The sequence below is a fragment of the Methylocystis sp. genome (genome assembly GCF_051061225.1).
Classification (GTDB): domain Bacteria; phylum Pseudomonadota; class Alphaproteobacteria; order Rhizobiales; family Beijerinckiaceae; genus Methylocystis.
Genome location: NZ_JBPFEB010000122.1, coordinates 76,092 through 95,171 on the forward strand (window position 1 = coordinate 76,092; position 19,080 = coordinate 95,171).

Consider the following 19,080-nt stretch of genomic DNA (forward strand, 5'->3'; position numbering starts at 1 on the left):
GGCGGGCCAATGCCCGGCCGCCTTGCTTACGGCGCCTCGCCGGATTGCCGCACGTCCTCGCCCACGTGGGCGATGCGGATCATGTTGGTCGCGCCCGGGGAGCCGAAGGGCATGCCGGCGACGATGATGACGCGGTCGCCATCCTCGCCGAAGCCCTCGATCTTCGAGTTTTCGCAGGCGCGCTTGACCATGTCCTCGATGTCCACCGCGTCGCGCGTCTCGAGCGCATGGACGCCCCAGACCAGCGCCAGGCGGCGCGCTGTATCGCGCTTCGGCGTCAGCGCCAGGATCGGCGATTGCGGGCGCTCTCGCGCGATGCGCAGCGCCGTCGAGCCGGATGAGGTCCAGGCGCAGATCGCCTTGCAATGCAAGGTCTGCGCGATGTCCCGCGCGGCGACGGCGATGGCGTCGGCCGAGGTCGGGTTGGGCAATTCGCCGCGCTGCGCGTTGATGATCGAGCGGTAGAAGGAGTCGGTTTCGACCTCTTCCGCGATGCGGCTCATGGTGGCCACCGCGTCCTGCGGATATTGGCCGGCGGCGCTCTCCGCCGACAGCATGACGGCGTCGGCGCCCTCGAAGACGGCGGTGGCGACGTCCGAGACTTCGGCGCGCGTCGGCAGCGGCGACAGGATCATCGACTCCAGCATCTGCGTCGCGATCACCACCGGCTTGCCGAGACGGCGCGCCGAGCGGTTGATGCGCTTTTGCAGGCCGGGCACGCGCTCCAGCGGGACTTCGACGCCAAGGTCGCCGCGCGCCACCATCAGCGCGTCGGAGACCTCGATGACCTCCTCCAGACGATGAATCGCCTGCGGCTTCTCGATCTTCGCCATCACCAGCGCGCGGCCCTTGGTGATCTGCTTGACCTCGATCACGTCCTCGGGACGCTGCACGAAGGAAATCGCCACCCAGTCCACGCCCTCCTTGAGGGCCGCCTCGAGATCGGCGCGGTCCTTGGTGGTCATGGAGGTGATCGGAATTTCCGTGTCCGGCAGGCTCACGCCCTTGCGGTTCGACAGCCGGCCCGCGACATCGACCACCGCATGGGCGCGCTCGGGCGCGGCCTCGACGACATGCAGCCGCACGCGGCCGTCGTCGATGAGAATCGTGTCGCCCACCTTGAGCGCAGCCAAAATCTCGGGATGCGGGAGGCGCACGCGGGTGACGTCGCCGGGCTTGGGGTCCGAATCGAAGACGAAGACGTCCCCCTTGCGCAGATGCACCGAGCCTTCCTCGAAAGCGCCGATGCGCAGCTTCGGTCCCTGAAGATCGACTAGAATGCCGATGGCGCGCGACATCTCCGCTTCAATCTCGCGAATGATGCGGACATAGGACGCGAGCCCGGCGTGGTCCGTGTGGCTCATATTGATGCGGAACACGTCGGCGCCCGCGCGTACGAGCCCGGCGATGACCGCCTTGTCGACTGTCGCCGGTCCCAGCGTGGCGATAATCTTGACGCGCCTGAGCCTTCTCATATTCGTTCCCAAATCCTCTTCTCGGAGCCGACGCTATAGCACGGCTCCGCTGTCATTGCGCCGGCGCGTTCGGGTCGGTGAGCTGCACCGTCCAGCTTTTGGCGTCCCGGCCCGTGTCGATCTCGAAGAAACCCGTCCGGTCGTAACCGCGCGCGAAACAGTCCTCGCGTCCGTCGATTCGAAACTCCCGGTCGCGGGTGCACATGAAGGCCTTGCCCTTCCACTCGCCGCCGCGCTCGTCCATCGCATAGACGTAATAGAACTGCGCGGCGAGCGGCCCCCGCAGCAGCGTCTCGCAGGCGGTCGGGCGCAGGTTCCACCACCCTTCGGACAGCCAGCTTTTTCCGTCCGTATAGGCAATGGCCACGCTGATGCGCGTGTTCGTGTTGTTGCACAGGCGAAAGTCGGCGCGCGCCGGCGCCGTCAGGGCCAGCCCCGTCAAAACGGCGGGAAGGAGGAGGCGTCGATTCATCGTCGGGGCAGAAAACCGGAAAGGACCTTGACCGGCGTCGCCGAAGCGCCGCCGCCGTGGGGAAGGCAAACCACGCTAGGCGGTATTTGTCCACCCCGGCAAACCCGTCCCGCCGATCTTCGCGCCAGCCGCCCCGCTCTGCCGCAGTGTCGCAGCCGGGCCCGGAGCGCGCCGATCCTGTTGCGCCGCCGGGGCCGCTGCGCCACTTACAGATCAGGCACACAGAGAGGCGTATCGATGGCCAGCCGTATTGCGATCATTCAGGGGCACCCCGATCCGGCGCCCGAACGCTTCTGCCGGGCGCTGGCGGAAGCGTACGCGGCCGGCGCGGCGAAGGCTGGACACGAGGCGCGGCGCATCGACGTGGCGGCGCTGGAGTTCCCCCTGATCCGCAATCAGGCGCAGTTCGAGCGCGGCGCGCCGCCGCCCGCCATCGCCGACGCGCAGGAGACGCTGCGCTGGGCGGATCACTGGGTCATCATCTATCCGCTGTGGCTCGGCGACGCGCCGGCGCTGTTCAAGGCGTTTATCGAGCAGACGTTCCGGCCCGGCTTTGCCCTCCGCTACCGTGACGGCCGCCTGCCCGAGGGGCTGCTCAAGGGGAAGAGCGCCCGCGTCATCGTGACGATGGGCATGCCCGCGCCGGTCTACCGCTTCTTCTTCTTCGCGCATGGCCTGCGCAATCTCAAACGCAACGTGCTCAACTATGCGGGCGTGCGCCCGGTGCGCGCCACGCTGATCGGTTCGGTGAAGGGCATGGGGCGCGAGACCGCGGAGAAGTGGCTCGAAACGGTCGGGACGCTGGGAAGCGAAGGACGTTGATCTCGCGTGATGTGGCCTTGCCCCTCACCCCGCCCTCTCCCCGCTCTCCAGGGAGAGGGGGACGGCTCGCGATCCGCAGCCGCATCCTGCTCCTCTCCCCGCTTGCGGGGAGAGGTTGGGTGAGGGGCAAGCCGCCAGGACAATGAGGCCCCTTACATCTCCCCCCGCAGCAGCTCCGCCGCGCGTGGCGCGAAATAGGTGAGCACGCCCGAGGCGCCGGCGCGTTTGAAGGCGAGCAGGCTCTCCATCATCGCCCGCTCCTCGTCGAGCCAGCCATTGCGCGCCGCCGCCATGATCATGGCGTATTCGCCCGACACCTGATAGGCGAAGGTCGGCGCATGGAAGGTTTCGGCGACGCGGTGAATGATGTCGAGATAGGGCATGCCCGGCTTCACCATCACCATGTCCGCGCCCTGCTCCAGATCGAGCGCCACCTCGCGCAGCGCCTCGTCGGTGTTCGCGGGATCCATCTGATAGGCGCGCTTGTCGCCACGCAGCGTCTTGTTCGTGCCGATGGCGTCGCGGAACGGCCCGTAGAAGGCCGACGCATATTTCGCCGCATAGCTCATGATCTGAACATTCTGAAAATCGGCGGCGTCGAGCGCCGTGCGAATGGCGCCGACGCGGCCATCCATCATGTCCGAGGGCGCGATGATGTCGGAACCCGCGCGCGCCTGCGTCACGGCCTGACGGGCGAGAACCTCCACCGTTTCGTCGTTGAGGATTTCGTCGCCGCGCAGCAGCCCGTCGTGGCCGTGGCTCGTGTAGGGATCGAGCGCGACGTCGGTGATGACGCCGATGTCCGGCGTCGTCGCCTTGATGGCGCGGCAGGCGCGGCACACGAGATTTTCCGGATCGAGCGCGGCGCTGGCCTTTTCGTCGCGCAGCCGGGGATCGGTGTTGGGAAAGAGCGCGACCGCCGGAACGCCGAGCGCCGCCACGCGCGCGATCTCTTCCGCCGCGACGTCGATCGAAAAGCGGAACACGCCGGGCATGGAGCCGACAGGCTCACGGCGCCCCTCGCCTTCGATCAGGAAAAGCGGCCAGATCAGGTCGGATGCATCGAGGGCGGTTTCGCGCACAAGACGGCGGGACCAGTCGCTCTTGCGGTTGCGCCGGGGTCGCTGCACGAGCCCCAGCCCCGCAGATGAAGTCTGCATGTCCGTCATTCAAGCCTCCTTTTCGCGGACGCTTAGCATGCGCGCCGGCGCCTTTCGACTCCGCCGCGCGGCGCGTTATAAAGATAGGGCGCGCCCCGTTCCGCTCGTGAAGGAAACCAGAAAGATGATCATCGCCGGCGAACGCTCGTCATTCGCCGCTCTCGCCGCCCGGCTGTTCGCCGGCGTCTGCGCCATGACGCTTGCGCCCGCCGCCGCGCAGCAGCAAGTTCAGGCGACGCCGCCCGTTCCCCGCGCGGCGCCCGCGAAACCCAAAGCCCCTGCGAAGAAGCCGGAGCCGTCCACGCCGGGCGGCGGTTCTCAGGATTTGAAGCCCGCGAAAAAACCGGCCGGCGCGCCGGGAAGCGCCGCGAAGCCGCGCACGCCGGCGCCATCTCCGTCGCCGCCCGCAACGACGGCTCCAGGCGCCGACGTTCCAGCCCAGCCGCGCGCTTTGCCGCCGCTCCCGCCGCTGGACACGTCCGTTCCGCCGCCCATGCTGCCACGCGCGTCACGCGAGCGCATGCGCGCCTGCGCCAATGAATGGGATCAGATGAAGCGGAAGTCCACGGCCGGTCTGCCGACGTGGCGCGAATTCGCGACGGGCTGTCTGACGCGGCAGAGCGGGCCCTCGGAACCGAAAGCGCCCGGGGCGGGAACCCCTTGAGCAAGTCCGCCCGAGGCGCGCCGCGCAGGCGCTTCCCCGGGCGATGAACAGATGCGCGGAGCGCAATCACGACGCGCGACCCATAGATCACGCATGGCGAACGCGCCCTTGTTCAGGCGCCCTCGCCCGGCGTGACCGGCGGAGCCACCTTCACCTTGCGCGGCGCGCGCTTCTTGGCGGTCGCCTTTTTCACGGTCGTCTTCTTGGTGGCGCGCTTCTTCGTCGCCGCCTTCTTCGTCACGGCGCGCTTCTTGGTCGCGGCCTTGCGAACGGTCTTGCGGGCGGCGGTCTTCTTCGTCGCGGTCTTGCGCACGGCCTTTTTTGTGGCCGTCTTCTTCGTCGCGCGCTTCTTCGTCGCCGCCTTCTTGGTCGCGGTTTTACGCGCGCCCTTCTTCGCCGCCGCCTTCTTGGCCGGCTTACGCTTTGTTGTAGCTCTCGCCATAATAAGTCCCCTTGATCCGAATTGCCGGAACTATGGTCGACCGACAATACGCTCAACTAGCGTAACGTGGTTAACCACCGGTTCAAGTGGCGTTGCGCGAAAAGCAAGCATTTCAACGCGCCGGTTCTCCTCTCATTGCCTCGTCGACAAAGAAGAAGACGGCGCGCGGATGCTGTCCGCGACATGCGCGAATGCTTTTGATCCTGCCGGAGCGCACGCGAGACTTCATGCGGCGACGAACGCGTCTTGCAACCGTCCGACGGCTGACGGCGCTGGCTGAGTCAGCGCGTCGAAGACATCGTCAGGCGCACGTCAATTGTTTGTTTTTCTTGTGAATCGAGCAAGGCTCACAGATCGGCGCGCAAGGCGCGTGACGAGCGCCTTCTCCTCGTCGCGCGCGCGGCGCGACACAGGCGCGCGCCATGCTTCGCTTCACGCTTTCCGCATCGCGCCGCGCCTTCCGCGGAGCGCCGCGGCGGAATGTCGGAGACAGACTGACGCGGTTTCGACACGATGAAAAAAAATTGTGCGCAGCCGCCGCAAAAAGTGAAAAAAACTTCGGCCCGGGGGTGGGCGACATGAAAATCGCGCACTCCCGGGCCGTTCTGATTCGTAAAAATGGGCAAGACAGGGCTGCGATCAGATGCCCAGTTTGCTCTTCAGCAGGTCGTTGACGGCCTGCGGATTCGCCTTGCCGCCGGTCTGTTTCATCACCTGACCGACGAACCAACCGAGCATGGTGGGCTTCGCTTTGGCCTGCTCGACCTTGTCGGGATTGGCGGCGATGACGGCGTCGATCGCGGCTTCGATGGCGCCCGTGTCGGTCACCTGCTTCATGCCGCGCGTCTCGACGATCTCCTTCGGATCGCCCCCTTCGATCCAGACGATCTCGAACAGATCCTTCGCGATCTTGCCGGAAATCACGTTGCTCGAAATGAGGTCGATGATCGCGCCGAGCGCCTGCGCCGAGACCGGCGAACGCGTGACCTCCAGACCCTCCTTGTTCAACCGGCCGAAGAGTTCGTTGATGACCCAATTGGCCGCAAGCTTCGCGTCGCGCCCCTTCGCCGTCTCCTCGAAGAAGTCGGCGCTCGCGCGCTCCATGACCAGCACGCCCGCGTCATAGGGCGGCAGGCCGTATTCGGCGATGAAACGCGCGCGCTTGGCGTCCGGCAATTCCGGCAGCTCGGCTTTCAGCGCGTCGACGTAAGCCTGGTCGAACTCGAGCGGCAGCAGGTCGGGATCGGGGAAATAACGGTAGTCGTGCGCCTCTTCCTTCGAGCGCATGGACCGCGTCTCGCCCTTGCCGGGATCGAAGAGGCGCGTCTCCTGATCGATCTTGCCGCCGTCTTCGAGAATGCCGATCTGACGGCGCGCCTCGACCTCGATCGCCTGTCCGATGAAGCGGATCGAGTTGACATTCTTGATCTCGCAGCGCGTGCCGAGCGGCGCCCCGGGACGGCGCACCGACACATTGACGTCGGCGCGCAGCGACCCCTGCTCCATATTGCCGTCGCAGGAGCCGATGTAGCGCAGCAGCGCGCGCAGCTTCGTGACATAGGCGCGCGCCTCTTCGGCGGAACGCATGTCGGGCCGCGAGACGATCTCCATCAGCGCGACGCCGCTGCGATTGAGGTCGACATGGCTTTCGCCCGGCGAGAGATCATGCAGCGACTTGCCGGCGTCCTGCTCGAGATGCAGACGCTCGATGCCGACGGTGATGCGCTCCGTGGGGGAAACGTCCACGATGACCGCGCCTTCGCCCACGATCGGATGCTTGTACTGGGAGATCTGATAGCCCTGCGGCAGATCGGGGTAGAAATAATTCTTCCGGTCGAAGACCGAACGATGGTTGATTTGCGCTTCCAGGCCGAGCCCCGTGCGAACGGCCTGCTTGACGCATTCCTCATTGATCACGGGGAGCATGCCGGGCATGGCCGCGTCGACCAGAGAAACATGATCGTTGGGCGCGCCGCCATATTCGGCCGACGCGCCGGAGAAGAGCTTGGCGTTCGACGTCACCTGAGCATGTATTTCCATGCCGATGACGACTTCCCAGTCGCCGGTCGCGCCTTTGATGAGCTTGGAGGGAGCCGCCTGTGTCGCCATATTTTCCTCGCTAAACCTACGCCTTCCATATAAACCACGGCGCGCGTCAGCGGAACGGGCGACGCGCAGGAAAGGAGCATCGGCCGGATATGGCGAACCTCTGCAAGAGCGGCGTGATCGCCCGCATGCGCAACGCGCCCGCCCATGTCGCCGTGCCTGTGGGCGCGCTCTTCATCATTGGCGGCTTTCTGAGCATTCTGCCCGTCTTCGGGCTCTGGATGTTCCCCGTCGGCCTCGCGATCATCGCCCCGCACATCCCCGCAGCCGGCCGTCTGGAGCGGCGCCTGCTGCGCTGGTCGATCCGCAAGGGCTTTCTCCGCATCAAGCGGGTGAAGCGGGAGGAGCCGGATGTGCAGTAGAGGCGAGAACCGAAACGTGAAGCCATGACGGCCTTGCGTCTGTGACCGACGATCATGCCGCACCCCCATCCCTCCCCTTTACGGGGAGGGTGGCCCCGCGAAGCGGGGTCGGGTGGGGTAAAGCCCCATCGGCACAGTAACGGCGCGACACCCATCCGTCGCGCTTCGCGCGCCACCCTCCCCATAAAGGGGAGGGATGAGAGCCCACAGATTGCTGTCTTCTTTCGAAAAGCCTCAGTCGCCCTTCGGCGCGCGGTCGCCCATCAGGCGCTCTTCGTACTGGATCGCCCACTCGATGATGGTCGTCCACAGGTTCATCGCGAGTTCCACGGACAGCCCCTCGCGGCGCGAGGCGCCGAGCACGTGCGCCAGCACCTCGTCGACGCGATCCGGCACGCGCGCGGGAATGCCGAGCGCCGGCTTCACTTTCGCCGCGCGTTCGATCTGGCGCTGACGCTTGGCCAGCAAGGCGACAAGCTCGTCGTCGAGCTCATCGATGACACGGCGCACGTCGGACATTTCGTCCTGCATCGCCTTCAGGTCGGTCTCGGCAACGGCCTTGTTCATCGTCAGGCCTCACGCCACCAGGGTTGCGGGAAATCGAACTTCGGCGCCGCCTGCTCCAGCGCATGGCCAAGCGAGAACAGCGTTTCCTCATCGAACGGACGTCCGATGAGCTGAAGACCGAGCGGCAGGCCATTGGCGGCGAGACCGCCCGGCACGGAGATGCCCGGCAGGCCCGCCATGTTCACCGTGACGGTGAAGACGTCGTTGAGATACATTTCCACCGGATCGGTCGAACCCTGTTCGCCCTGGGCAAAAGCCGTCGAGGGGGTCGCCGGCGTGAGCACGGCGTCGACGCCGGCGGCGAAGGCCTCGTCGAAATCGCGCTTGATGAGGCTGCGCACCTTCTGGGCGCGCACGTAATAGGCGTCGTAATAGCCCGCCGACAGAACATAGGTGCCGATCATGATGCGGCGGCGCACTTCCGCGCCGAAGCCTTTCGCGCGAGTCTTCTCGTAGAGATCGACAATGTCCTTGCCGGGCTCGCGCAGGCCGTAGCGCACGCCATCATACCGCGCGAGATTCGACGAGGCTTCAGCTGGCGCGATGATGTAATAGGTCGGCAGGGCGTATTTCGTGTGCGGAAGGGAAATCTCGACGATTTCCGCTCCCGCCTCCTTCAGCCAGGCGACGCCCTGATCCCACAGCGCGGCGATCTCCGCCGACATGCCGTCGAGACGATATTCCTTGGGCACGCCAATGCGGCGCCCTTTCACCGAGGCGCCGGCGGCGGCCTCGTAATCCGGCACCGGCGCATCGACGCTCGTCGTGTCCCTCGGATCGTGACCGGCCATGGAGCGCAGCATGATGGCCGCGTCGCGCACCGTGCGCGTGATCGGCCCCGCTTGATCGAGCGACGACGCAAAGGCCACAATGCCCCAGCGCGAGCAGCGCCCATAGGTCGGCTTAATGCCGACCGTGCCGGTGAACGCGGCCGGCTGGCGGATCGAGCCGCCCGTATCCGTTGCCGTGGCGCCCAGACACAGATGCGCCGCGACCGCCGCGGACGAACCGCCCGACGACCCGCCCGGAACGATCTTCGCGTCCGGATCGCCCTTTCGCTTCCACGGCGAAATCACCGGACCGAAGGCGCTCGTCTCATTCGAGGAGCCCATGGCGAATTCGTCGAGATTGAGTTTTCCAAGAGTGACGGCACCGTCGCGGATGAGATTGCCGGAAACAGTCGATTCATAGGTGGGCGTGAAGTTGCCGAGGATGCGGCTCGCCGCGGTGGTGCGCACGCCCTTCGAGCAATAGAGATCCTTTATGCCCAGCGGCAGACCTTCGAGCGGGCCGGCGTCGCCGCGCGCGCGTTTCGCGTCGCTCGCCTCGGCCTGCGCCAGCGCAAGGTCCGGCGTCTCGGTGATGAAGCAGTTGAGAACGCGCGCATGCGCCATCGCGTCGAGATGCGCCCGGGTCAACTCGACCGCCGAGATTTTCTTCGACGTCAGCGCGTCGCGGGCGTCGGCGAGGGAGAGTTTCGTGAGATCGGACATCGAGTCTCTTTATGTACAGGAAGCGGAAGGGCGTGTCGGCCGGAGGCTACTCGACCACCTTGGGAACGACGAAATAGTGATCCTCGCGGGCCGGCGCATTGGCGAGAATGTCGTCGGCGAAGCCGCCGTCCGTCACCACGTCTGCGCGCTTCTTCATTTGCATCGGCAGCACGGAGGCGATCGGCTCCACGCCCTCGACGTCCACTTCGCCGAGCGTCTCGACGAAAGACAGAATGGCGTTGAGCTCGCCGCGCAGGCGCTCGACCTCGTTATCATCGACGGCGATGCGCGCGAGATGGGCGATGCGGCGTACCACCGCGGAATCGACAGACATGGGAGAGCTCCGCCGGGATGAACCTGTTACGGCGCTATAGCGCCTGGGCTGGCAAGGCGCAATGCGGGAGGGCGCCCCGAGCCGGGCGATCCGACGAAAACCGCCCGGTTCGAGCCGCTTGGCGCTCGCGCATCCGGCCGCAGCCTGATATTCCGGGCGGAAGATGACGCTAGACCTCCCCCTCGAAGCGCTGGCCGCCGCGCTCCCGCCGCGCGGGCGCCTGATCGGCCTCGATCTTGGCACGAAAACCATCGGCCTCGCCCTGTCCGACGTCGAGCGCCGGCTCGCCTCGCCCCTGGACACCATCCGCCGGGTCAAGTTCTCGGCCGACGCCGAGGCGCTGCTGAAGCGCGCGGCGGATTTCGAGGCTCAGGCGCTGGTGTTCGGCCTGCCGCTCAACATGGACGGCTCAGAAGGCCCGCGCGCGCAGGCGACGCGCGCCTTCATGCGCAATCTGCGCAAGCTCACGCCCCTGCCCTTCGCCTTCTGGGACGAGCGACTGTCGACGGCGGCGGTGACGCGCGAACTCATCGCACAGGACGCGTCCCGCGCGAAGCGCGCCGAGGTCGTCGACCGGATGGCCGCCGCCTATATCCTCCAGGGCGCGCTGGATCGCCTCGCGCGTCTCGTCTGAAGAAACACGAGCGCTCCTGCGAGTTTACGTCTTTCAACGCTGCCGGCGAGGGCGAGGCGGCCCCCTCTGCCGCCTATCGTCATGGAAAATGCTCCTTGACTTCCCATAGCGTGGCTTTAATAAAAATTACACGTTAAGGTTGAGTTCAAGCTTTTGGTCGACCCTACGTCCCACGGAGGCATACCGATGGCCAGATCGACTGCGTCTCAAAGCGCTTCACCTGAGTCTTCGGACGTGGTCGCGGCGCGGCGCGCGTCGGAGGACGCCGCCGGGATGGCGAGCTACATCGCGGACATGTCGTCGGAGCTCTCGCATCTGGCCGCGGGCGCGGAACTCCAGATGGTGGCCTATTTCCTCAACCTTGCGCGCGTGGAAGCGGAAATTCGCGCCAGAGAACTGGGCGGCTACGCCGTCGAGCGGGAGAAGCCGCCTCAGTCGGGCGCATAAAGGAGCGAGACACCGCTGGCGCCGTGCCGCTCCAGGCGACCATCCAGGTCGAGCTCCATCAGCGCCCCCTGCACGTCGCGCGCCGAAAGCCCGGCCATGCGGATCAGTTCATCCACGGGCACAGGCGCCGGACCGAGCAGCGACAGGACAAGCGCCCGGGCGTCCGTGGGCGGAGGACCCGGCGCGACTTCGACGGGCGACTCGACGACCGCGAAATCGGCATTCGGCGGGGCGCTCTCCTCGAAGGCGAGACTGCCCTGAGCGGGGAAGAGATCCAGCTCGTCGTAAAGCGGCTCATCCGGCGCGAAGCTGTCGTCGTCGAGTAGCGAGCCGGCCGGACGCGGCCCTCCCGCCGCCAGAGCGTCAATCACATCCTCGGGCCGCGCGCAGAGCGTGGCGCCCTGCCGGAGCAGGTCATTTGTCCCTTCCGCGCGCGGATCGAGCGGCGAACCGGGCACGGCGAACACCTCCCGCCCCTGCTCATTGGCGAATCGCGCTGTGATCAGCGAGCCGGAGCGGCGCGCCGCCTCGACCACGATCACGGCGCGGCTCAATCCAGAAATGATGCGGTTGCGGCGCGGGAAGTCACGCCCGCGCGGCTCCCATTCGATCGGCATTTCCGACACGACGAGCCCGCGTTCCGCGATCTCCTCGATGAGCCGCTCGTGTTCGGCGGGGTAAGGCCGCGCCTGTCCGCCCGCGAGCACGGCGATCGTGCCGGTGTCGAGCGTCGCGCGATGGGCAATGGCGTCGATGCCGCGCGCGAGACCGGAGACGACCACATAGTCGGCCCGCGCCAGCGTGCGCGCCAGCCGTTCGGCGAAGGCGAGCCCAACCGCCGAAGCGTTGCGCGAGCCGACAAGCGCGACGCCGTCGCGCTGGCTGACGCCGACCGCGCCGCGAACGGACAGCACCGGCGGCGCGTCATGGATCTCGCGCAAGAGCGGGGGATAGTCGGGGTCCGCGGTGGTGACGAAGCGCGCGCCGAGCCTGGTTGCAGCGTCGATCTCGCGCAGCACGTCATCGAGCGTCGCAATGCCGATGGCGCGACCGCGCAAGGTTTTCTTTGCGAGTTCCGGCAGCGCCTCCAGCGCGGCGCTGGCGCCGCCAAAGCGATTGACGAGCTGACGGAAGGTGCGCGGGCCGATGTTCTCGCTGCGGATGAGCCGCAGCCAATCGACGAGTTGCGCGTCGGTGAGACGCCGGCCCGCTGCGCTCATCCCTTTTGTCCGATGCGACTTTCCGAGCCGGCGCGCAGACGGGCGATATTTTCCGCGTGCTTGCGCCACAGCAGCGCCGCCATCGCGCCGACGACGAAGGCCTCGCCCCCGCGCCCCAGCGCGAACAGCAGCACGGGCGCGACGATGCTGGCGACGAGCGCCGAGAGCGACGAATAACGCGTGATCGCGGCGACCGCGAGCCAGACGCCGCAAAAGGCGAGACCCACCGGCCAGTACAGGCCGAACAGGCAACCGAGGAAGGTGGCGACGCCCTTCCCGCCCCTGAAATTGAGCCAGACCGGCGCGATATGGCCGACGAAGGCGGCGAAGGCGGCGAGGATGGCGCCTTCCGGCGACAGCATCGACCCGATGACAACGGCGGCGGTTCCCTTCAGCGCGTCGAGCAGAAGAGTCGCGGCGGCGAGATCCTTGCGGCCGGTGCGCAACACGTTGGTCGCGCCGATATTGCCGGAGCCGATCGAGCGGAGATCGCCGGCGCCGGCGGTCTTCGTCAGCAGAAGTCCGAAAGGGATCGAGCCGAGCAGATAACCGATGGCCAGCGAGAGGGCGTCGGACAGAAAGAAGGTCATGGGAAACACAAACTCTTTTCGTGACGCCGGCAAGGCGCGGCGAATGCTAACGGAGGCTTGGCCGGACCGCAAGCCGCGCTCCGGCGCTCCTTCCTTGGCCAACATGTTGGCGGAGAACAAGCGTTTTCTCGTTTCGTCCCTTATGCTTCGCGGGAACGGAGAGCGGCCGGGCCCGACCGCCGCGCGGGTGGCGGCGTTTTGGCGCAAAGGCGCCTCCCGTTTTGCGGCCGAAAGCGCTAAAGGGTGATCTTCGAAACCGGACAAGAGCCGCATGAGCAATTCCGAGCGCAAATCCCGCCCGCGCGCCTTCCGCCTCCAGGGCGACGAGACGGTGACGTCGAAGCCGACCCCCGAGGTCATCGAACCCGAGATCGACGTTTTCGCCGAGGCGGCGGAGCTGGTCGACGGCGCGCCGGGCGGCGAGGAAGCCGCCGCCGCCGCCCGTGCGCGGGGCATTCTCGACCGCTACATCTTCTCGCCCGGCGGCGTCTTCCTGTCTGCGCTGAGCGGGTTGATCACGCTGGCGATCAGCGTGTGGGCCTGGAATTTCGTCGAAGATCTGTTCACCCATTCCGCCTTGCTGGGCTCCATCGGCCTCGCGCTCGCGCTGGCCGCCGCCGCCGCCGCGCTGGTGTTCATCGCGCGCGAAGTGCGTTCGATCCTGCTGCAAAACCGGGTCGCCAAGCTGCACGCCGCGTTGTCGCAGGCGCGTGCGGCCAATGATTTCAACGCCGCCAGCGGGCGCGTCCTCGAACTTTGCGCGCTGTATGAACCGCGCGCCGATCTGGCGCGGCCACGCGCGATGATGAAGGATTACGTCAAGCAGATCATGGACGGCAAGGATCTGATCGACCTTGCCGAGCGCAATCTCGTCGCGCCGCTCGACGAGCAGGCGCGGCGCGAAATCGCCGCCGCCGCCAAGCGCGTTTCCGTCGTGACGGCCGTGAGCCCGCGCGCGGTGCTCGATGTGATTTTCGTCGCCGGACAGGCCATCGTGCTGATGCGCCGCATTTCGGAAATCTATGGCGGCCGTCCCGGCCTGCTCGGCTTTTTCAAGCTCGCGCGCTCCGTCGGCGCGCATCTCGCCATCACCGGCACGGTCGCGGTCGGCGACACACTGCTTCAGCAAGTGCTGGGGCACGGCGTTGCGGCGCGTATCTCCGCCAAGCTTGGCGAAGGCGTGCTCAACGGCTTGCTCACCGCGCGCGTCGGCCTCTCCGCCATGGCGGTGTGCCGGCCCACTCCCTTCGTCACCGAAAAGCAGCCCGGCGTGAAAGACGTCGCGCCCTTCCTGTTCGGCGGCGACAAGACCAAGGCCTGAAGATTTGAAGATCACGACCTGGAACATCAATTCCGTGCGGCTGCGCATGCCGCTCGTCGCGCATTTTCTCAAGACGCGGGCGCCGGACGTCCTTTGCCTGCAGGAAACCAAATGCCGCGACGCCGAATTCCCGATGAAGGATTTCGCCGCGCTCGGCTACAAGCACGCCGCGATCAACGGACAGAAAGGCTATCACGGCGTCGCGGTCATTTCCAAAGAACCGCTGCGTCTCATCGAAAAGCGGGACTTCTGCGAAAAGGGCGATGCGCGCCACATCTCCGTGGAGATCGAGGCGGCGGGCGGTCCGATCACGCTGCATAATTTCTACGTGCCCGCCGGCGGCGACGAGCCGGACGTTGAGATCAATCCGAAATTCGCGCACAAGCTCAGCTTCCTCGATGAAATGACCGACTGGGGCCAGAAGGGCGCCGCGAAAGGCCGCGTCGCGCTCGTTGGCGATCTGAACATCGCGCCGCTCGAACATGACGTCTGGAGCCACAAGGCGCTTCTCAAGGTCGTCAGCCACACGCCCGTCGAGGTGGAGAAGCTCACGAGCGTCTTGCAGGCGGGACGATGGATCGACGCCATGCGCCATTTCGTGCCGGCGGAGGAGAAACTTTACACCTGGTGGAGCTATCGTGCGGCGGATTGGGCCGCGTCCAACCGCGGGCGCCGGCTCGATCACATTCTTGTCAGCGAGGCGCTTGGCGGCGCGCTGGCAAGGCTGGACGTTCTCACGGAAGCGCGCGGATGGGAGCGACCCTCCGACCATGTGCCAGTGACGATCGAACTTTCGGAGTGATCGCCAACTAGCGGGAGATCCCATGCTCGCCTGCGATCTGATGCGGCGCGGCCTCGTTTATGTGACCACGGACGCCGACCTCGACTATGTCGCGAAAGCGCTCGCCGCCACGCCTGCCGGCGTGGTGGCGATCGTCGACGACAATCTCACGCCCATCGGCGTTGTCACGCGCAGCGATCTCGAAAAGGCGCGCCCGCCGCTCTCCGCCGATCTCGGGCCGATCCCCGAGTTCCTGCTGCGCAACCGGCCGAAAGTTCTTCCGTTTCGCGGCAATGGCAAGGCGCTGCGGGAGATCATGACGGCGCCGCCGATCTTCGTGCCTTGCGAGGCGCGGCTCGCCGAGGTCGAAAAGGTGATGGAGGAGCATCGCCTCAAGCGCATGCCGGTCGTCGACGGCCACAAGCTCGTCGGCGTGTTGCTCCGCCGCGAGGTCATGGCGGCGTTGGCGAATGGCGGCGGCGACAAGACGCTCGACCAAAAGGACGGCGCCTTGGTGAAGGTGGCTCAAAGCGAGCCTGCGTTCTGTGACATTGCGACCGCCTCGGACTTTCGCGCGCTCGTCTCGGAGCACGAACGGCTCCTGGAGACCGAGCGCACGGAGCAGCGGCGCGCCGCCGAAGCTCTGCGCGAGCAGCGCATACGCGACCTTGCCGCGCAGCGGCTCACCGACGCCGACTGGCGCGAGATGCTCGCGAAGGCGCGCGCGGCGGCCGGGAACGGGCTCACCGAAAGCCTGCTCATCCGCTTTCCCTCGCAACTCTGCGCGGATGGCGGACGCGCGATCAACGCGCCCGATGCGCATTGGCCCGACACGCTGCGCGGAGAGCCGGCCGACGTTTTCCGGCGCTGGCGCAATGAGCTCCACCCTCGCGGCTTCAAGATCGCCGCGCAGATCATCGAGTTTCCAGAGGGGCTGCCAGGCGATGCGGCGCTGTTTCTAATCTGGGGCTCGGGCGCCTGATTTTAGGCCGACCCAGCGCCAGCATCTCTCGATGACGAGCGCGTCGAAGGCCATGCCCAACGTGAGCAGCGCACATCCGGCCAGTATGTAAGGGACGGCAAGTTTCAGCGCCTCGAATGGCTCATCATCCCCAACGACGAAACGATACGTCAGAAAGAGAAGCGCGCAGGCGAGCGCGAAGGTCGACGCCAGGGCGCCAACCGCGCCGAACCAATATTTCAGGGCGACCGGCACGATCGCGATGGGCGCCGCGAGCGCCACGATGAGCGCCCGCTCGGGGACGCCCAGCAGAAGAATGAAGATCACAGCGGGCGCGGCCGTCGCCGACAGGGACAAGATGAAGCGGATCACGGCCAAAACGACCCTGGTCATAGTCGCGGCGGCCTTGCGATCATATGAGTTCCTCTCGGACAGGTCGCCGGGAAGCTTACCTCAACCGTGGCCTTTGGTAAATTCGCGTTTGCGGCGGGGCGCCCTAGTTTGAGCGAAGGCCGGAATCGGCTTTCAGCGCGGCGATTGTCGGGTAGCGCTGCCGGCCGTTCGGGCCGCGCACTTCGACAGACCCGTCCGACATCATGATGTATGTGGCGCCGCCCGCCTCGTAACGGTCGACCTCTGTGGGCTCCTCCGTCCCCGACTCGGCCACGACGGGGAAGAGCGCCGACAGACCCGGCGCGTCATCCGGCCTGGCGATTGGCTCCGGCGTCTGCGCCTCGGCCGGCTTGGGCGGGAGGGCTGCCGGCGCAAAGGCGGGCGTCGCTTCCTGTTTGGCGGAACGCGCTTCGGGTTTCGGCCGGGCGGCTGGCGCCTCGGCGGCGCCCTGCCCCCGAGCCTCCGCTTTCGCCGGGGCGTTGGCGGCGGCTGGCTGGAGCTGGGTCGACAGACGCGCCAGATGCGCGATCACGCACCCGAGCGCCATGGTCACAACGCCGCCGGACAGCATGGCGGCGCCGGAGATGAACAGGCTCCAGCCGCGCTCCAGCAGGATCATGTCCCAGCCCGTCCACATGGCATAGGCGCCGGCGCCAGCGAGGAGCAGGCCGGCGATGGTCACGCCCCCTCCGGACAGATTCCGCTTCATCTCGATCCCGTCGGTTGTTTCCGGCTCCTTTTAACATGACCCGCACGCGGGCGCGCAAGCTGGAGGGCGAGAAGGCCGTTGCACATGGGGAGCGCGGATATACTTTAACTCTATACTCTGAACCGACCCGCCCACAGCCAAGGTCTTTTTTCAAAATATATGGTTGCAAGCTTGGCGTTTTACAAGATATTGCGCACAAGCTCTCGCCACTGTTTTCAATTTTCCAGTTTGATTTCAATCGCTTGTAATATTTTATAAGTCTGCGTCTTGATGACGCATAGTAAAACGTCCACCTCATACAAAGCTTTTGTTATCGGCCAGACAGAGCGGCGGACGGCGGCGAGGGCGCCGCCGGACCTTTTGGTCGGATGTCATGTCTTGATGAGGAGACGAGCATGAAGGGTTTGTTGAAGCGCGGCCTCGCGGCCGCGGCGTTTGGTCTGTTCGCCGCTCTCGGCCTTGCGCCCTCCGGCGCGCAGGCGCATGGCGGCGTCAAGCTGGAGCAGGATGAATGCGTGCTCCGGTTGGGGCCGAGCACGATGCATTTCATCGCCTATCAGCGCTCGGGCGAGGAGCAGGAATTCTGTCAGGACGTCGGCCAGACCGGCCCGACCGTCATCGCGCTGACGGCCGTCTCGCCGGAGTTGCGCGACATGGCGATTGGCGCGCGGATCATCAAGGACACGGGCGCGCCCGTGGGCAAGGACACTCTCGACGCGGTGACCGTGGCCTTCCACGAGCCCAAGGTCTACCGCAACGGCATCATGACCTTCGAGCACGATTTCAAGGACGCGGGCCGCTATGTCGCAATCGTGACGGTGCGCGACGATCTCGGCAATGAATGGGTCTCGCAATTCCCGTTCGGCGTGGGCCTCTACACCTTCTGGGGAATGATCGAATACATCCTTTACGGCGTCGGCTTCTTTGCTCTGGTGGGAGTCATGCTCCTGGCGCTGCGCGCGAAGGCCCACAAGGCGGCGGAGACCGCCAACGCCCCCGCCTGATCGCTCGGGCAGTCTCGGAAAAAGGAATGGCCCGGCCCGCGCCGGGCCATTTTCGTCGTCGTCGGCGCCTTAACTGGACCCCCTATTGCTTGTTGCCGCGCACTGGCGCCGGGTCTAGTTAAACGCGGGGCCGTGAGTCCCATCCTGTTCAGGAGACGATTGATGTCGTTTACGCTTGAAGATCTCCCCTACGCTTATGACGCCCTGCAGCCCTATCTCTCGCGCGAATCTTTCGAATATCACCACGACAAGCATCACGCGACCTATGTCACGAACGCCAATAATCTGATCAAGGGCACCGAGTTCGACGGCAAGCCGATCGAAGAGGTGATCGTCGGCTCCTTCGGCAAAAACACGCCGATCTTCAACAATGTCGCGCAGCACTACAACCACCACCATTACTGGAAGTGGATGAAGCCGAATGGCGGCGGCGCGGCGCCGGGCAAGATCGAGAAGCTGCTCGTCGACAGCTTCGGCTCCTTCGACAAGTTCAAGGAAGAGTTCCAGAAGGAAGGCCTCGGGCAGTTCGGCTCGGGCTGGGTGTGGCTGGAGCTCAAGGACGGCAAGGCCGCCATTCGCAAGACCCCCAACGCCGAGAACCCGCTGGTTCATGGCGCGCAGCCGCTGCTCGTCGCCGATGTGTGGGAACACTCCTACTATATCGACTATCGCAATCGTCGCGCCGACTACCTCAAGGCGTTCCTCGACCATCTGGTCAATTGGGAACATGTCGAGGAAATGCTCGACGCCGCGAAGTAAGCGTTTCGCAGCAATCTTGCGCGCGGCGGTGGGAACCTGCCGCGCGCCAAATCCTCAGTTGCAGACCGTGCGGCGCACGCCGCGGGTCCAGACCGTGCGGCAGACGCGGCCTGGCGCCACCGGGCGGCGGACGACGGCCGCGCCCCGATAGCCGGCGCAGCCGGCGCGATACACCCCCCTCGCGCAGACGACGGCGTTCGCGTCTTGCGGTTCAATGGTGAGCGTCGCGGCGAAGGTCAGCAGGCCCAGCCCGGCCATCAGCAGTTGTTTCATTGAAATGCTCCCTGTCTGTCGACGCGTCGGCGCCGCCGGGACGCCTCGCGCGGCTTAACGCGCCAACCCTAGAACCTTTCCGTCACGCCTG

Annotated in this window: 23 protein-coding genes; 10 read left to right on the forward strand and 13 right to left on the reverse strand. The window is 66.1% G+C overall.

Annotated features, from left to right (window positions below; genetic code table 11):
• Positions 1-26 precede the first annotated feature (26 nt).
• Together pyk and ACR652_RS20650 are read right to left on the reverse strand one after the other, a co-directional pair.
• Positions 27-1,475, reverse strand: a complete 1,449-nt coding sequence (gene pyk / locus ACR652_RS20645) for a pyruvate kinase (RefSeq protein WP_434508352.1) — start codon at positions 1,473-1,475, stop codon at positions 27-29.
• Between the two features lie 52 nt (positions 1,476-1,527).
• Positions 1,528-1,947 carry a DUF1036 domain-containing protein gene (locus ACR652_RS20650; protein ID WP_434508353.1) on the reverse strand — a complete coding sequence of 140 codons (420 nt, stop codon included), beginning with the start codon at positions 1,945-1,947 and terminating at the stop codon, positions 1,528-1,530.
• A 237-nt stretch (positions 1,948-2,184) separates the two neighbouring features.
• Here ACR652_RS20650 and ACR652_RS20655 point away from each other — a divergent pair, with 237 nt between their 5' ends.
• Positions 2,185-2,769 (forward strand): NAD(P)H-dependent oxidoreductase, encoded by a 585-nt coding sequence (locus ACR652_RS20655; protein ID WP_434508354.1) that lies wholly within the window; start codon positions 2,185-2,187, stop codon positions 2,767-2,769.
• 152 nt (positions 2,770-2,921) lie between these two features.
• On the opposite strand, the gene hemB is transcribed toward ACR652_RS20655, so the two are convergent.
• Positions 2,922-3,938 (reverse strand): porphobilinogen synthase, encoded by a 1,017-nt coding sequence (gene hemB / locus ACR652_RS20660; RefSeq protein ID WP_434508355.1) that lies wholly within the window; start codon positions 3,936-3,938, stop codon positions 2,922-2,924.
• Between the two features lie 115 nt (positions 3,939-4,053).
• Here hemB and ACR652_RS20665 point away from each other — a divergent pair, with 115 nt between their 5' ends.
• Entirely contained in the window at positions 4,054-4,593 is a 540-nt protein-coding gene (locus ACR652_RS20665; protein WP_434508356.1) for a hypothetical protein, read from the forward strand.
• A gap of 112 nt (positions 4,594-4,705) precedes the next feature.
• Here ACR652_RS20665 and ACR652_RS20670 read toward each other — a convergent pair whose 3' ends face one another.
• Together ACR652_RS20670 and gatB are read right to left on the reverse strand one after the other, a co-directional pair.
• Positions 4,706-5,035, reverse strand: a complete 330-nt coding sequence (locus ACR652_RS20670) for a hypothetical protein (protein ID WP_434508357.1) — start codon at positions 5,033-5,035, stop codon at positions 4,706-4,708.
• A gap of 639 nt (positions 5,036-5,674) precedes the next feature.
• Positions 5,675-7,144, reverse strand: coding sequence for an Asp-tRNA(Asn)/Glu-tRNA(Gln) amidotransferase subunit GatB (gene gatB, locus ACR652_RS20675; RefSeq protein ID WP_434508358.1), 1,470 nt, complete (start codon positions 7,142-7,144; stop codon positions 5,675-5,677).
• An 89-nt stretch (positions 7,145-7,233) separates the two neighbouring features.
• Between gatB and ACR652_RS20680 the strand changes: the two genes are divergently transcribed.
• The gene (locus ACR652_RS20680) at positions 7,234-7,503 is read left to right on the forward strand and encodes a hypothetical protein (RefSeq protein WP_434508359.1); all 270 of its coding nucleotides are present in this window, start codon (positions 7,234-7,236) and stop codon (positions 7,501-7,503) included.
• A 234-nt stretch (positions 7,504-7,737) separates the two neighbouring features.
• On the opposite strand, the gene ACR652_RS20685 is transcribed toward ACR652_RS20680, so the two are convergent.
• Genes ACR652_RS20685 through gatC form a run of 3 tightly spaced genes read right to left on the reverse strand, consistent with a single transcriptional unit; the run spans position 7,738 to position 9,897 of the window.
• Positions 7,738-8,070 carry a chorismate mutase gene (locus tag ACR652_RS20685; protein ID WP_434508360.1) on the reverse strand — a complete coding sequence of 111 codons (333 nt, stop codon included), beginning with the start codon at positions 8,068-8,070 and terminating at the stop codon, positions 7,738-7,740.
• Between the two features lie 2 nt (positions 8,071-8,072).
• A complete protein-coding gene (gatA, locus tag ACR652_RS20690; RefSeq protein WP_434508361.1) occupies positions 8,073-9,563 on the reverse strand; it encodes an Asp-tRNA(Asn)/Glu-tRNA(Gln) amidotransferase subunit GatA in 1,491 nt (496 codons plus the stop codon).
• 46 nt (positions 9,564-9,609) lie between these two features.
• Positions 9,610-9,897 carry an Asp-tRNA(Asn)/Glu-tRNA(Gln) amidotransferase subunit GatC gene (gatC, locus tag ACR652_RS20695; RefSeq protein ID WP_434508362.1) on the reverse strand — a complete coding sequence of 96 codons (288 nt, stop codon included), beginning with the start codon at positions 9,895-9,897 and terminating at the stop codon, positions 9,610-9,612.
• Positions 9,898-10,060: 163 nt separating this feature from the next.
• Here gatC and ruvX point away from each other — a divergent pair, with 163 nt between their 5' ends.
• Complete coding sequence (gene ruvX / locus ACR652_RS20700) at positions 10,061-10,531, forward strand: Holliday junction resolvase RuvX (RefSeq protein ID WP_434508363.1); 471 nt, start codon at positions 10,061-10,063, stop codon at positions 10,529-10,531.
• A gap of 186 nt (positions 10,532-10,717) precedes the next feature.
• Entirely contained in the window at positions 10,718-10,978 is a 261-nt protein-coding gene (locus ACR652_RS20705) for a hypothetical protein (RefSeq protein ID WP_434508364.1), read from the forward strand.
• Here the strand turns inward: ACR652_RS20705 and dprA are convergent.
• Both dprA and plsY read right to left on the reverse strand, forming a co-directional pair.
• Positions 10,963-12,198, reverse strand: a complete 1,236-nt coding sequence (dprA, locus tag ACR652_RS20710) for a DNA-processing protein DprA (RefSeq protein ID WP_434508365.1) — start codon at positions 12,196-12,198, stop codon at positions 10,963-10,965. The two genes, ACR652_RS20705 and dprA, sit on opposite strands and share 16 nt — an antisense overlap.
• Complete coding sequence (gene plsY, locus ACR652_RS20715) at positions 12,195-12,788, reverse strand: glycerol-3-phosphate 1-O-acyltransferase PlsY (protein WP_434508366.1); 594 nt, start codon at positions 12,786-12,788, stop codon at positions 12,195-12,197. Before plsY ends, dprA begins: the two co-directional genes overlap by 4 nt.
• Before the next feature lie 271 nt (positions 12,789-13,059).
• Here plsY and ACR652_RS20720 point away from each other — a divergent pair, with 271 nt between their 5' ends.
• Genes ACR652_RS20720 through ACR652_RS20730 form a run of 3 tightly spaced genes read left to right on the forward strand, consistent with a single transcriptional unit; the run spans position 13,060 to position 15,872 of the window.
• Positions 13,060-14,109: a YcjF family protein gene (locus ACR652_RS20720; protein WP_434508367.1), complete on the forward strand. Its 1,050-nt coding sequence runs from the start codon at positions 13,060-13,062 to the stop codon at positions 14,107-14,109.
• A 4-nt stretch (positions 14,110-14,113) separates the two neighbouring features.
• On the forward strand, positions 14,114-14,911 hold the full coding sequence (gene xth, locus ACR652_RS20725; protein WP_434508368.1) for an exodeoxyribonuclease III: 798 nt from the start codon (positions 14,114-14,116) through the stop codon (positions 14,909-14,911).
• 22 nt (positions 14,912-14,933) lie between these two features.
• Positions 14,934-15,872 (forward strand): CBS domain-containing protein, encoded by a 939-nt coding sequence (locus ACR652_RS20730; protein ID WP_434508369.1) that lies wholly within the window; start codon positions 14,934-14,936, stop codon positions 15,870-15,872.
• Here the strand turns inward: ACR652_RS20730 and ACR652_RS20735 are convergent.
• Together ACR652_RS20735 and ACR652_RS20740 are read right to left on the reverse strand one after the other, a co-directional pair.
• Positions 15,849-16,244 carry a hypothetical protein gene (locus ACR652_RS20735; protein WP_434508370.1) on the reverse strand — a complete coding sequence of 132 codons (396 nt, stop codon included), beginning with the start codon at positions 16,242-16,244 and terminating at the stop codon, positions 15,849-15,851. The genes ACR652_RS20730 and ACR652_RS20735 overlap by 24 nt on opposite strands.
• A gap of 103 nt (positions 16,245-16,347) precedes the next feature.
• Entirely contained in the window at positions 16,348-16,953 is a 606-nt protein-coding gene (locus ACR652_RS20740; RefSeq protein ID WP_434508371.1) for a hypothetical protein, read from the reverse strand.
• A 395-nt stretch (positions 16,954-17,348) separates the two neighbouring features.
• Between ACR652_RS20740 and ACR652_RS20745 the strand changes: the two genes are divergently transcribed.
• Positions 17,349-17,957 (forward strand): hypothetical protein, encoded by a 609-nt coding sequence (locus ACR652_RS20745; RefSeq protein WP_434508372.1) that lies wholly within the window; start codon positions 17,349-17,351, stop codon positions 17,955-17,957.
• Positions 17,958-18,119: 162 nt separating this feature from the next.
• Positions 18,120-18,716, forward strand: a complete 597-nt coding sequence (locus tag ACR652_RS20750) for a superoxide dismutase (RefSeq protein ID WP_434508373.1) — start codon at positions 18,120-18,122, stop codon at positions 18,714-18,716.
• 54 nt (positions 18,717-18,770) lie between these two features.
• Here the strand turns inward: ACR652_RS20750 and ACR652_RS20755 are convergent, their stop codons facing one another.
• Positions 18,771-18,989: a hypothetical protein gene (locus ACR652_RS20755; RefSeq protein ID WP_434508374.1), complete on the reverse strand. Its 219-nt coding sequence runs from the start codon at positions 18,987-18,989 to the stop codon at positions 18,771-18,773.
• Positions 18,990-19,080 lie beyond the last annotated feature (91 nt).